The sequence below is a fragment of the Azospirillum humicireducens genome (assembly GCF_001639105.2).
GTDB lineage: Bacteria > Pseudomonadota > Alphaproteobacteria > Azospirillales > Azospirillaceae > Azospirillum > Azospirillum humicireducens.
Map to the genome: position 1 here is coordinate 1 of NZ_CP028902.1, position 13,413 is coordinate 13,413.

11 protein-coding genes are annotated in these 13,413 nt (G+C 69.2%); 1 reads left to right on the plus strand and 10 read right to left on the minus strand.

Translation table 11 applies throughout. The features are described 5' to 3' along the window. Positions 1-58: 58 nt before the first annotated feature. The 10 genes from A6A40_RS14720 to A6A40_RS14765 form a co-directional block, all read right to left on the minus strand. Positions 59-1,705 (minus strand): hypothetical protein, encoded by a 1,647-nt coding sequence (locus A6A40_RS14720; protein ID WP_108546695.1) that lies wholly within the window; start codon positions 1,703-1,705, stop codon positions 59-61. A gap of 136 nt (positions 1,706-1,841) precedes the next feature. After that, positions 1,842-2,195: hypothetical protein (locus A6A40_RS14725; RefSeq protein ID WP_146191582.1), on the minus strand; the 354-nt coding region annotated here is incomplete at its 5' end. 30 nt (positions 2,196-2,225) lie between these two features. Beyond that, positions 2,226-3,323, minus strand: a complete 1,098-nt coding sequence (locus A6A40_RS31340; RefSeq protein ID WP_335645190.1) for an ATP-binding response regulator — start codon at positions 3,321-3,323, stop codon at positions 2,226-2,228. 677 nt (positions 3,324-4,000) lie between these two features. Continuing rightward, the gene (locus A6A40_RS14735) at positions 4,001-4,729 is read right to left on the minus strand and encodes a response regulator transcription factor (protein ID WP_236783800.1); all 729 of its coding nucleotides are present in this window, start codon (positions 4,727-4,729) and stop codon (positions 4,001-4,003) included. Between the two features lie 23 nt (positions 4,730-4,752). Continuing rightward, the gene (locus A6A40_RS14740; protein WP_108546697.1) at positions 4,753-5,841 is read right to left on the minus strand and encodes a chemotaxis protein CheB; all 1,089 of its coding nucleotides are present in this window, start codon (positions 5,839-5,841) and stop codon (positions 4,753-4,755) included. 35 nt (positions 5,842-5,876) lie between these two features. After that, the gene (locus A6A40_RS14745) at positions 5,877-8,120 is read right to left on the minus strand and encodes a hybrid sensor histidine kinase/response regulator (protein ID WP_108546698.1); all 2,244 of its coding nucleotides are present in this window, start codon (positions 8,118-8,120) and stop codon (positions 5,877-5,879) included. A gap of 43 nt (positions 8,121-8,163) precedes the next feature. After that, positions 8,164-9,852, minus strand: coding sequence for a methyl-accepting chemotaxis protein (locus A6A40_RS14750; protein ID WP_108546699.1), 1,689 nt, complete (start codon positions 9,850-9,852; stop codon positions 8,164-8,166). A gap of 58 nt (positions 9,853-9,910) precedes the next feature. Beyond that, the gene (locus tag A6A40_RS14755; protein ID WP_108546700.1) at positions 9,911-10,516 is read right to left on the minus strand and encodes a chemotaxis protein CheW; all 606 of its coding nucleotides are present in this window, start codon (positions 10,514-10,516) and stop codon (positions 9,911-9,913) included. Beyond that, the gene (locus A6A40_RS14760; protein ID WP_108546701.1) at positions 10,516-11,925 is read right to left on the minus strand and encodes a CheR family methyltransferase; all 1,410 of its coding nucleotides are present in this window, start codon (positions 11,923-11,925) and stop codon (positions 10,516-10,518) included. The genes A6A40_RS14755 and A6A40_RS14760 overlap by 1 nt, the downstream gene beginning before the upstream one ends. Beyond that, a complete protein-coding gene (locus A6A40_RS14765) occupies positions 11,922-12,497 on the minus strand; it encodes a chemotaxis protein CheW (RefSeq protein WP_236783801.1) in 576 nt (191 codons plus the stop codon). Before A6A40_RS14765 ends, A6A40_RS14760 begins: the two co-directional genes overlap by 4 nt. Positions 12,498-12,705: 208 nt before the next feature. Here A6A40_RS14765 and A6A40_RS14770 point away from each other — a divergent pair, with 208 nt between their 5' ends. After that, entirely contained in the window at positions 12,706-13,158 is a 453-nt protein-coding gene (locus A6A40_RS14770; RefSeq protein WP_108546703.1) for a MaoC family dehydratase, read from the plus strand. The last annotated feature ends 255 nt before the right edge of the window (positions 13,159-13,413 follow it).

The window sequence follows — 13,413 nt, forward strand, 5'->3', positions numbered from 1 at the left end:
CACTTTATGACACAGTAGAACTAAACCCACTAAACCCACTTCTCTATAGCTCGCGCTGCTACGGATCGCCCGTCTTCAGCCGCCACATAACGTTTCCATCCAGCTTGGAATCTTGCACGATCCGCATGCCGTCCACGATCCGATCTTTGTTGCGCCCCAACCACTTACCAAGCCGCCGGCCGTTGATCGCACCGCCATCGCCGGCCACCGTCAGCAGCGCTTCGCGGAACTCCGGCAGGTCGGGGTTGGATTGGAACAGCCCGCCGGATTGAGGCGCGGTCGCCTGCCGGATCACCTCCGAAACGGTGACGCGATCCAGCCCGATCACCTTCCGCCACGTCGCCAGAACAGCCGATAGAGCATCAAGCGTGGGGTCTGCCGCGCGGGTATCGTCCATCGTCTGGCATGGGTCCGCCTCTCCCAACCACACCAGCGCGGAGCGCACGAAGTCCGACCAGTCGGTGAAGCTGCCCAGCGGGTCCAGCCGGACCGGCCGCCCGGCCACATGGAAGGCGCGCAGCACCGTCAGCGCCGCCGCGATGTACTTCCCCCGTGATGCGGTTATCAGCGCCAGCGGATCGTGCCTGAACCCTTTGCGCAGTTCCGGCCGCTCGCACTGCGGGTCGAGGCGAGCCACCAGCGCACGCCGGGTCATGTCGCCGCGCAGGGTCAGGTTGTTCCCCGTCGCAAACAGCGCCGCATTGCTGGGCGCATCGACCATGACCGAACCGCCCAGCGGGCGCAGCTTCAGCGTCGGCTGTGTCAGCGTCTGACAGAGCAGGTCGCCACCCAGCGGAATGTCACAGTTGTCCACCGACACCAGAGCGTCGCCGGCCAGGATCATCCCGGCAAGCCGCTTCCCGAATTCCTCTTCGGTCTTGCCCTGAGAAATCACCGCGGCCCGCCGGCCGGTGGCGATCAGGCTCACGATGTCCACCAGCATGGACTTGCCGCTACCGGCTACCGGGGCGGAAAACCCATGCAGCGGTGCGGTTGGCAGAGAACGCCGCACCAGTGCCGTCAGAATGGCCGACAGCGCCACCGACCGATCCGGCCAGTGGTCGGGCGCCCCGCGATCCAGAAACGGGAAATCGGCTACCAGATCGGTCAGCAGCGCCAGGGCCGTCAGCGCATCGTCGCGGGTCGGTCGCGCCTTGATGCGGGGCACATTGCAACTGGGGCGGAGCAAAAGACCGGTGGCGGGGTCGTAGCCCGCCTTGTCCAACAGGCTGCCATCGGGGCGGAGCGTCGGCGCTTCGATAAGCCCGGTCAGCACCCTCAGCTTCCATTGCCCGACACGGGCGGCATAGCCCTCCGCCACGGCACGCGGACAGTTGGTCCGCACCCACTCCCCCGACCGACCGTCGATCTTCTCCCAGGTCGCCGCCTTGGTCATCAACTCCACGAGGTTCGGCACGCCGACTTCCACCAGCCGCAGGCCAGTCACTTCACCGCCGGTTACAGCCACAGGGCAGACGCCGGGCCGCACCAGCCGCCCGCCGCTTTGAAACAGCTCGATGCCGCTGGCGAGCAGCGCGTCTTCCGCATCGGAAATCGTGATGGGCAAGTCCCCCGGAACAATTTCGACGCGCGGTGGTTCCGGCGGGGGAGCGGCGGACTCGATGCCGGCGCGTAGCCGTTCATCCTGTTCGCGGATCGACAGGGGCGGCGGCGGCGGTTCGATCCATGATTCAATGCTATCCATCAGTGCTTCCAACGCGCGTACGCGCGTTCCATCAGACGGCCCACCGCTGGCCTGATATCCCAGCGCCGGTAGGTCGCCGTGCGGGTCGCAGCAGCGCCATCAGCCGGTCCCGGAAATAGCCCACGGCTTTTCATCGTCACGCCGTTCCGCCGGGCGGGCAGATGTCGAGAAGGTTTGCATACGGTGCATGCGCACGAACAAAGGCGAGCCATGCCACGTGCTGGGCAAACTGCGTCTCGATAACGACAACCCGTCCACCCAGGACAGCCGCCGCCGCGAAGGTGGTGTAGAACTTCGCATCGGCCGCACCCGAATAGACGGCAACAGCCGACGCTCGTTCCAGCACCTGCACCAGCGACGGGGCGTCGAAGCCGCCCGGTCCCGAGCTGGTCTCCCGATCATCCCCGACCAGACAAACCCAACCGTTCCCGCTTCCCATGTTTAGAACCCAGGCCAGCGGGTCATACCGGCTCACGCTTGAACTGACTCTNGGGAACCGGAATCCCCTGCGGCCCGAGAGTCAGTTCAGGCGTGAGCCGGTATAACAGGCCGCCTTCCCGTCCCGCCGCACCTCCTCCAGCACCCGGCGCAGGTCGCCGGGGTGCAACGGCTTGTGCAGGAAGGCACAGCCGCGGCGCTGGCCTTCCAGCAGGGATTCGGGCGCCGTCTCGCCGGTCAGCACCACGGCCGGAATGTCGGCCATGAACAGCTTGCGCACGCGGTCGATCACGTCGAAGCCGGACACCTTCCCCGGCAGGCGCAGGTCGGTCAGGATGGCGTCTGGCGGTCCTTCCAGCCCATCGACCGCGGCGAAGACCTCGCGCATGTTCGATGCGGAGACGAAGGCGCAGCCCCAGCTTTCCAGCGTCAGCAGCAGGCCGGACAGCACCATGCTGTCGTCGTCCACCACCAGGATGCGCATGCCGTCCAGCGGCACCCCCGACGGGCCGCCGTCGGCGTGAACGCCGACCGTCGGGGTGTCGGCCGGCGCCTCGCCCTCCAGCCGGTTCACGGTGACGGCGAAGACCGACCCACGCCCCGACCGCGACTGCACATCGATGGGTGCCTGCAGCAGCACCGACAGCCGCCGCACGATGGCAAGGCCCAGGCCCAGGCCGCGCGTGGGATCCCGGCTGGGGTTGGTCAGCTGGTGGAACTCGTCGAAGATGACGTCCAGCTTGTCCTGCGGGATGCCGAAGCCGGTGTCCCACACCTCGATCCGCCACTGCCCGTCACGCTTGCGCAGGCCCAGCAGGATGCCGCCGCGCTGGGTGTAGCGGATGGCGTTGGCCAGCAGGTTGCGGACGATGCGGCCCAGAAGGATCGGGTCGCTGCGGGTGACCGCTCCGCCCGCCTCGTCCGGCACATGGACGCGCAGGCGCAGGCCCTTCTCCTCAGCCTGGGGACGGAATTCCTCGGCCAGTGACTGCAGCATCGCGTCGAGCGATACCGGCTGCAGATCGGGTTCCACCGTCCCGGCGTCGAGCGTGGAGATGTCCAGCAGGGCATTCAGCAGTTGCTCGCCCGCCGTCATGGCGTTGGCCAGCATCCCGGCGGTGCGGGTCGCCCTCGCATTGCCGTCCACCTGGCTGGTCAGGGCGTCCAGGAACAGCCGCATCGCCTGGAAGGGCTGGCGCAGGTCANCGGGAGCGCGCCGCGGTGGTGCGCGCCACCTCCGCCCGCATGGTCTCGGCCATCTGCGCGATGGCGCCGTCCAGCGTCGCCGAGGCCAGAACCCCCACCACATGCCCGTTGACCAGAAGCGGCGCGGCGCGCAGGCTCAGCGGCGGGTCGGTCGGCAGGCTCAACAGTGACGACTCCGGCCGGTCGTCCGCCGTCGCATCCCCTTCGTCCACATAGAGCGGGCGCAGCGCCTCGGCCACCGCCGTCCAGCCGCCGGGCAGCAGGCTGGGGCCGCTCTCGTCGTGGGATGCTGCGCGCGGGCGGTTCAGCAGGGCGGCCAGCGGCTCGTTGCAGCGGACGGCGGCCATCTCCGGCCCGCCGATCACCAGCATGGTGGGGACCGTTCCGGCAGCGCAGACGCGCCGTGCGTTGTCCAGACACTCCCGGTAACGCTGATCGGTCGGTGACATGGGGCTGGCCGAGGATCGGGGCATCGCGTCGGTGTCTTTCGCGTCGGTATCTTTGGGGATCGAGGTCCCGTGGAAGGGCTGGAGGCTGATCGCCATGGGCACCGGCTCGATCGTCGGACGGTTTCAAACAGCCGGCAGAGAATAAACGGACGATCGGACTTGTGAAATCACACGATGGCTCTACTCCCTCCTATGCGGAAGGTTAAGGCCGCGGCAGCCGCATAAGATGGTCCTCTACGAAGTATTTCCGACGCAGAAGAGCCATCAGGCGGACCTTCAGGACGTTCATCTCCTGTGCCTTTCCAACGAAATCATCTGCGCCGGCATTCAGGCTGATCATCAGTTGCTCTTCGTCGTCCTGGCTGGTCAGGATCACGATCTGGAAGAACAGACCGCGCTGACGCCGGAACCTGTCGAATCGTTCGCACAGTTGGGTGCCGCTGGTTCCCGGCATCACCAGGTCCAGGATGACGCAGTCCAGCCCGCCGCCGGCCAGCGCCGCCACCGCCTCGTCGGCATTGCGGGCGGCGGTGACGGTACAGCCTTCATGCTCCAGTTCTGCGCGCAGGAATTCGCGGTAGGTGGCGCTGTCGTCGACGATCAGGATGTGGGCGCGGCGGAAGATCTCCGGCTCGGTCGGCGGTGCGCTGCGCCGGTCCAGCAGGGCGCAGGCGTTCTCCACCACCGCTTTGGGATCGGACGGGTCATGCTCGCCGGCGCCGCGGCCGAGCACGAGCACGGCGGCATCGCTGCGCGCCCGCAGTTCCGCCAGACCGGTCGGGCCGGCAAGCTCGCCCTCGACGATCAGCAGATCCTGGGCAGTGCCGGCGATCGCGGCCAGGGCCGGTTCGATGCCTTCGACGCAGACGGTCTCCACGCCGCGTTCCTCCAGCAGCAGCTTCAGCAGAAGCCCCTGCGTCTGGGAACCCATGACAACCAAGGTGCGGAGTCCGTTCATGACGCCATCTTATCGTCGGAGGTCAGTTGCAGCAGCCGTCCGGCCACCCGGTCGAGAGGCAGTTCCTCCACCGCACCGCCCAACCGCACCGCGGTGCCCGGCATGCTGTGGATGACCGCCGTCGAGGCGTGTTCGGCAATGGTGTATGCGCCGACCTTTTGCATGTCCACCAATCCCCGCGCGCCGTCCTCGCCCATTCCGGTCAGCAGCACGCCGATTCCGGCCGCGCCATAGGCGCGTGCCATCGACCGGAACAGTTCCTCGCCGGACGGGCGCTGGCCGCAGACCAGCGGGTCGTCGGACAGGCGGATGACGCCGTTCTCCACCCGCATATGGCGGTCGCCGGGCGCCACATAGACGATGCCGGGCCGCGGCACCAGCCCCGCTTCGCCCAGCCGCACCGGCAGGGGGGAGACGGTGCCCAGCCAGTTGGCGAAGCCGGCCATGAAGGGCGCGCCCATGTGCTGGACCACGAAGACGGGCATGGCGAAGCCCGGCGGCAGGTCCTTCAGGACCCGTGCCAGGGCCGCCGGCCCGCCGGTGGACGCCACCAGCCCGACAGCACGGAACCGCCGCAGACGCCCGTCGGCCGTCACCGCCGCATCCGGCAGCCGCGCGTCGGCCGCGTCGGGCGCGGCGGTTTCCGGCACCATGCCGCCGGTCGGCCGCGCGGGACGGGCGGTGATGCGGTGGCGGATCACCTTCACCTGGCTCATGATGACCAGTTGGGTGCAGAGATGGTGCGCCACCGTCTGGTAGTCGGCGCGCGCCACGCTGCCCGGCTTCTCCACCACCGCCAGCGCTCCGGCCTGCAGCGCCCGCATCGGAATGTCGAGGTCGCGCACGTCGGACGCCACCACCACGATGGGCAGCGGGTTCTGGCGCATGATGCGGCTGGTCACCTCGAATCCGTCGATGCCCGGCAGGCGGATGTCGAGCGACACCACGTCGGGGGCCGCCCGCTCGATCATGCGCAGCGCCTGCTCGCCGCTGGACGCGATGCCCGCCACCTCCAGCCGCGGGTCGGCGCCGATGACGTGGCCGAGGAGCTGCTGGATGACGGGGCTGTCCTCGACCACCAGCACGCGGATGCGTCGGGAACCCGCTTTCTCCGGCGCGCTCACAGCAGCCGCCGGATGCCGGCCAGAAGCTCGTTCTGGTCGAAGCGCGTCTTGACGATGTAGGCGTCGGCGCCCAGCCGCAGGCCTCGTTCGCGGTCCTCGTCGCTGGCGCGCGAGGTGACGAGGATCACCGGGATCTCAGCCAGCCGCCTGTCCGCCTTCACCGCCTGCAGCAGGGCGAAGCCGTCCATGCGCGGCATCTCGACGTCGCTGATGATCAGGCCAACCTCCATCCCTTCCGACAGGCGTTCCAGGGCCTCGCGCCCGTCCACGCACAACGTCACCCGATAACCATGGGCTTCGAGGATGCTCTTTTCCAGCGTCCGGGTGGTGATGCTGTCATCGACGACCAGGATATGCGCGCTGGCAGGGGCGGCCTCCTCCGCGGGGCGGGCCGGGGCGGGCAGGACGCTTCCGGGCAGCGGCATCAGGCCGGGAATGTTCAGCACGAGTGCCGGCCCGCCATCGTCCATCAGCGCGGTGCCGAGATAGCGGCCGGAATCGAGCCCGATCTCATCCGCCGCGGTCACCACCGTCTCGCGCGTGGCGACGAAGCGGTCGACCGCCAGCGCCAGCCGCCGGTCCGCCGCCCGCACCACCACCAGCGACAGTGACCGTTCGGCGCTCGGCACCACCGGCGCCTCCATGCCCAGCAGCGCCGCCAACGAGGTGACGGGGATTTCCTCCTCGCCGATGCGGATCATCGGAATGCCGACGCCGGAGAACAGGGTGTCCGCGCTGCTGGTGCGCAGCCGGACCACGTCGGCCGAGGGGATCGCCAGGATCTGGTCCTGCACGGCGACGAAGACCAGCCGCTGGCTCAACAGGCTGAGCGGCACCTCGATGGTGACGGCGGTGCCGCCGTCCGGCCGCTCGGCGATGGTCAGGTTGCCCTGCAGCCGCTCCACCTCGCGCCGGGCGATGGCCAGCCCCATGCCGCGCCCGGCCAGCTCGGTGGTGCGGGCGGCGGTGGAAAAGCCGGGATGGAACAGGAACTCGGTCAGCCGTTCCAGCGGCATCTCCTCGCCTGACGACAGCTCGTCGGCGTCGATCAGCCCGCGCTCCGCCGCCTTGCGCAGGATCGCGCCGCGGTCCAGCCCGCGCCCGTCATCCTCGATGCGCAGGCGCAGGCGCGCACCCTCCACCGACGCGGCGATGGTGACCCGCGCCGCCGGCCGCTTGCCCAGCGCCAGCCGTTCCGCCGGCGTCTCGATGCCGTGGCTGACGGCGTTGCGGGCGATGTGAAGGATCGGGTCCTTCAGCCGTTGCAGGACGGCGCGGTCGGCCTCCACCTCCAGCCCGCGGACATCGACCTCGACCTCCTTGCCTTCGGTCCGGCTGATGTCACGCACCATGCGGCCCAACCCGCCCAGCTGGTTCTCCGCCGGCAGCATGCGCAGGCGCCGCATGTCCTGCTGGAAGCCGCCGCCCCAGCGCCGCATCGACCACAGCAGCCGGTCATGGCTGCGGTGCGCCGAATCCAGCGCCCCGCCCAGCGCGCGGAAGCGCCGTTCGAAGGCCAGCAGCGCCGGCAGGGTGCCGCGGCCGTCCAGCGCGTCGGCACCGGCGTCACCCTGGACACCACGCCCGATCTGCACCCGCAGATGGCGCCACGCCCGGTCAAGCGCCCGCCATTCCCTTCGCATCGCCCGCAATTCCTCGCCGAGCCCGGCCTGTGCCTCCACCTCCGGCAGCAGGGCCGACGCGGTCTCCGACAGCCGCTCCAGCCCTTGCGCTGCGATGCTGACCAGCGCCGCGGACTCGGCATCGACCGCCTCGGCGCGCGGCCGTGGCGCCCGGCGCTCCGCCCGTGCCGGGGAGGGCGGTGCCGCAATGGTCCGGCCGGGCGGCGGTGCGTGGCCGTTCCGGCCGCCGGCCAGCCTGTCGAGATCGGCCAGCACGCCGGCGATCTCCACCTCCTCGCCGCCCTGGAGCGACCAGGCGACCAGATCCTCGATGGCGTCGAGCGCCCGGCGCACCACGGCGATGGCGCCGGCGTCCAGCACCGCTTCGCCCTTCTGCACCGCGATGAAGGCGGCTTCCAATCGGTGGGAGATCGCCTCCACCTCCGGCAGGTCGACGGCACGGGCGGCGCCCTTCAGGCTGTGGGCGCGCCGGTGGATGTCGACGAGATCCGGCGCCTCCCCCGTCGCCTCGGCTTCGCGCAGCCCGGCGCGGATCACCGCGAGGTGATCCTTGTGCTCAAGCTCGAACGCGGCGAGCAGGCGCTGGCGGATGTCCATCAGGCGCTCCGGCGCCGGGAGCTTGCTTGCTGGCGGCGCATCGTCACACCCGGTAGTTCCGCACCGCCTCGACCAGACCCTGGCCGAGGTTGTTCAGGTTGGCGGCGGCACCTTCCAGCTGGCGGGTGCCGGCGGCGGTCTGGCTGCTCGCCTCGCGGATGTTCTGCAGCGCCTGGATCACCTGCTCCAGGCCGATCTGCTGCTGGTTGGTGCCGGCGACGATCTGCTGGAAGGCCAGCACGCTCTCCTGAATGTTCTCGGCCATGGTGCGGATGGTGGACTGGGTGGCATCGGTCTGGCGCTTCCCGGCGGCGACGCGCTTGACCGCCTCCTCCGTCAGCATGACCGAGGCGTTGATGCCGTGCTGGATCTCCGACAGGTTGGAGCGGACCTGCGCGGTCGCCTCCTTCGACTGGTCGGCCAGGCTCTTGATCTCGCCGGCGACGATGGAGAAGGTGCGGCCATGCTCGCCGGCCGCCGCCGCCTCGATGGCGGCGTTCAGCGCCAGCAGGTGGCAGCGCTCGGCGATGTCGTTCACCGTCACGATGATCTCGCCGATCGCCTGGGTGCGTTCCGAGAGCATGACGATGTTCTCGGCCACCGCTTCGGCCTGCTCGCGGATGGCGTCCATCGCCTGGATGGTGTCGTCGACCGCCTTCATGCCGGACTGGCTGGAGGTCGCCACCGTCTGGGCGCCGTGGGCGACGTCCTGGGCGCGGCGGTTGATCTGGGCGCCGGATTCGGTGATCTCCGACAGGGTGGCCGTGGTCTGCTCCACCGCCGCCAGCTGTTCGGCGACGCTGGCCGACTGCTGCTGGGTCGAAGCGCGGATCTGGGCGGTGGCCGCGTGGACGCTCTCGGCGGTCTCGCGGGTGGTGCGGGCCATCGATTTCAGCCGGCCGGCCATCTCGTTCAGGTGCTGGCCCAGAATGGCCAGCTCGTCCTTGCCGGGGATGGCGATCTCCTGCGTCAGGTCGCCATGGCCGACCTTGGTGACGAAATCGATGGCGCGGCCGAGCCGGCGCGTGATGGAGCTGCCGATCAGATAGGCCACGCCCACCGCGATCAGGAAGACGACGACCAGGGCGACGATCGAGGACTGGATGGCCGAATTGTAGATCGCCTGGATGTCGCCTCGGCCGGTCTCCGTCAGATCTTCTATGGCCGTCTGGGCGGCGGCGATGCGCGCCTCCATGTTCTTGCGCAGCTCGTCCACCCGCTGGCGGCGCTGCAGCGCCTCGGGCACCTGGTTGCGCTCCAGCATGGTGTAGATGGTCCGCGCCTCCTCACCCACCATGGTGATGGCGCGGCTCATCTCCGTGACCGCGGTGTCCAGTTCCACCCAGCCCTTGCGCCGGTTGTCGGTCACGCTGTAGGCGGAGCGTTCCGCCACCAGCGCGCGCAGCCGGCCCAGCCTGTCGCGCAGCTTCGCTCCGACCTCGTCATACTGCCGGTGCAGCGGCAACATGATGTTCGGGATGTCCAGGACCCTCCCTTCGGCATTGGCCACGGTGACGGCGTTCAGCGCGGTCTCGCGCGTGCTGCGCAGCTCTGCCTGCAGGTTGCCGACGTCCGTCACCAGATTGGCGGCTTCGGTGTCGTAGCTGGACACCGCCATGATGACGGTCAGCGCGTCGGAAAACCGCGCCATCTGGTACAGCGCCAGCAGCGCGGTCAGGACGCAGACCACGCCGAACCCCAGGACCAGCTTGTGCGCGACTTTGATGTTCATTCTCGGACTCCAGCCCCGGACGGCTCAAATGCAGGTGGATCGGTCTTGACGGCAGGGTTCAGGTCTTCACGGCGTCGAGCAGAGCCGCCATGTCGAGGATCGCCATGCGGTCCCCGGCGATCGCCCGGACCAGCGGCCCGGCCTCCGCCGGGGCGGGGGTGCGCGGCGGGACGATGTCGGCCACCCGCTCCACCTCCCTCAGCCGCAGGGCCGCCGGGCGGCCGCCGGTGCGCAGGACCACGGCATAGCCGGACTGTTCCGCCTCGGCCCCGGCGCCCGGACCGCTTCCGCACAGGCGGTCGATGTCGAACAGCCGCATCACCCGGCCGGCGATGGCGATCACCCCCAACACGGCGTGCGGCGCGCCCGGCACGCGGGCCAGCCGCGGCATCGGGACGATCTGGCCGAGATGGCGCAGCTCCAGCCCATACAGCGTCTCGGCTCCGCGCGCGACCAGCATGGGAATGCCGGCGCTTTCCCTGTCGAAGGCGGGCGGCGGTTCGGCGAGTTCCTCGGCGCGGCGGTCCAGCAGGGCGTCGGCCCAGGGGCCGCGGCCGGCGAAGCTCTGCGCCAGGACGGCATTGCGGCGCGCCAGCCTTCCGCGCACCTCCTGCCAGTCGATCGCGCTGTCTGCAGCCCGTCCTTGGGAAGCATCCCCGTCCATCAGCCCTCCTCACCGGTCAGCCAGAGGTCGAGCATTCCGCGCAGCTCCTGCACGGTCAGGCCGCCGCCCTCTGTCACCGCTCTGTCGTCGGCAAGGCTTTCCAGCGCTTCGCGGGCGTTGCGGAAATGGCGCTGCGCCGAGACCAGCCGGCCGCGGCGCCAATAGGCCAGTGCCAGATGATAGTCGGCCAGCACGAAGCGCGGGTCGAGATACAGCGCCCGCTTGAAGGCCGCGACCGGATCGCCGACGCCCAGTTCCTCCTCCACCAGCCCCAACTGGTAATGGGCGGCGGGGTCCATCCGGTTGGCCTCCACCCGTGCCAGACAGGCCTCCAGCAGGGAGGAGCGCTCGTTGGTCTCCGCCTGATCCGGCGGGGTGGGAGCCGTCGGCGGGACTGCCGCCCTGGACGCGACATTGGATGGGGCTTTCGACGCGGGCTTGGCCGCTGCCGTGCGCCGCGGCTTGATGGCCGGCATCGGTGCCGGTGCCGCCGTGACTGGGCTCGGCGCGGCGGCCGGCGCCAGGCCGGCCCGGTCGCCCTGCTTGCGGTAGAGCGTGGCGCCGGGGACCGAGACCGGGATGAACAGGTCGTTCATCTGCGGCCCGGCCTCGGCATGGCCGACCACCAGCCAGCCGCCGTCGGCCAGGGCGTCGTGCAGGTTTCCCAGCAGCCGGTGCCGCGTCGCCTCGTCGAAATAGATCATGACGTTGCGGCACAGGATGATGTCGAAATGCCCGATGCCGTGCGGATAGGACGGGATCGCGCCTTCCACCAGATTGAACGGCATGAAGCTGGTCCATTGCCGGTATCTCGGCTTCACCGACCACAGCTTGTCCTGGCGGTCGAAGCAGGCCTCCAGCGTTTCCGGCGTCAGGCCGCGCACCGCCCAGTCGCCATAGGTGCCGCGGCGGGCCTGTTCCAGGAAGGCGCCGTTGATGTCGGTTCCGACGATATGGACCTGCCAGCCGTCCAGTTGGTTGGCGAAATGCTGCCTCAGCAGGATTTCCATCGTGTAGGCTTCCGGGCCGATGGAACAGCCGGCACTCCAGATCCGCAGCAACCGCGTCGTCTGGTTGCGGCGGATGCACTCTGGAATGGCAACGGCCCGCAGCGCGTCGAACTGCTCGATGTAGCGGAAGAAGAAGGTCTCCCCCACCGCCAGCTCGTTGATCAGCCCCTGATACTCCGGCCCGCCCGGTCCCTGCGCCTCCAGCGCCGCCAGATAGCCGGCAACGGTCGTGATCCGGCCGAAGGGCAGGCGGCGGTTGATCCGTTCGGCGAAGGCTGCATCCTTGTCGGCATAATAGGCGAGCCCGGTGGCATCGATCACCATTGCCTTCAGGCGCGGGAAATGCGGGTCGCGGCGGATCGCCTCGATGGCTGCGGCTGCGGTGGCGGCGGGAGTCATGCCGCCCCCCCCCAACGGGCCAGCCGCCGGTCCTCCGCCGCGCGGAAGGCGTCGAGCAGCCGGCCCTCCGCCTCGTTCAGCAGCCGGTCGGGGGCGAGCAGCGTCACGGTGCCGGCGCGGCCGGTCAGCCGGTCCGGGAAGGCACCAGCGGCACAGCCGTTGAAGGACAGCGACGGGTCGGAGGCCAACCGCTCATCCGCCTCCACTGCCACATCGCCATGGACCTGATCGACCAGCAGGGCTGTCGGACGACCCTGCCAGGTGATCAGGATCAGCGGCGCGTACAGCTCCGCCTGTCCGCCGCCCGCCGCCCCGCCTGCTGACTTGCCTGATGCAAGATCCAGCAGGACGCCCAGGCGCAAAACCGGCACCACCTCCCCATGATAGCGGAACACCCCCTCGACCGGCTGCGGCGCGGTCGGCAGGCGGTCGAGCCGCGGCAATGGCAGAAAGCGCCGCACGGCCTCGACCGGCAGCGCCAGCGCTTGGCCGGCAACCGAGAACACGACGCAACGGAAGGGCGATGGCGCGGAGGGGCTGTGGGAGGAGCTTTGCGGGGGGTGCGGTGACATCCGTCCGTCGATTGTCTGGGATCCGACCGGGACCATGCCCGATCACGACCGGAATGCGAATTACGCCAAAGGTTTACGTCGGACGATCTATGCCCCGGCAGCCGGAATCGGGACCTTTGCCGGATTGCTTCTCCGGTCTACTGTCTTCCGTCATGCCCGGAAACCGGCAAAGACCAGCCAAACCAACGACAAAGGGAGAGACGAGACGATGCCCGGCCGCCATTTCGAGGATTTCCGCATCGGCGACGTGATCGAATCGGAAGGGGCGACCCTCACCGACAGCCAGATCATGGATTTCGCCCTGCGTTTCGACCCGCAGCCCTTCCACATCGATGCGGTGGCCGCGGCCGACGGGCCGTTCCAAGGGCTGATCGCCAGCGGATTCCACACCCTGTCGCTGACCTTCCGCCTGGTCCGCGACACCGGCATCATCACCGGCACCAGCCTGGGCGGGTCCGGCATGGATGAACTGCGCTGGCTGCGCCCGGTGCGCCCCGGCGACACCATCCGCGTCCGGGTGGAGGTGGTGGAGACGATCCCGTCGCGGCGCGGCGACCGCGGAACGGTTCGGCTGGCCTACACCACGCTGAACCAGCGGGGCGAGCCGGTGATGACCTGCATCATGAACCACATCGTCGCCGGCCGGACCGTCGCCGTCTGAACACTCTTCCCGACCGCCGTCGCCACCTCCGGAAAACCCAGTCCTGCGCTCTGTCATGACAATTTTGTTAACCAGAGCTGCGCCGATTTCCGCGGCCCGTCCATTGCCAGCTCGCAGGTGCGGGACTATCTCACCGCTCCGCACAGTCCATGCCGGCAAGATGTTGGGAATAAAGGCAGTTCGCAAGGCGGACGATTAATTTTCCTTCATCTCGGCGAAGCTGACGGAAGAAAGGACGGGTCGCCCGCGTCCATT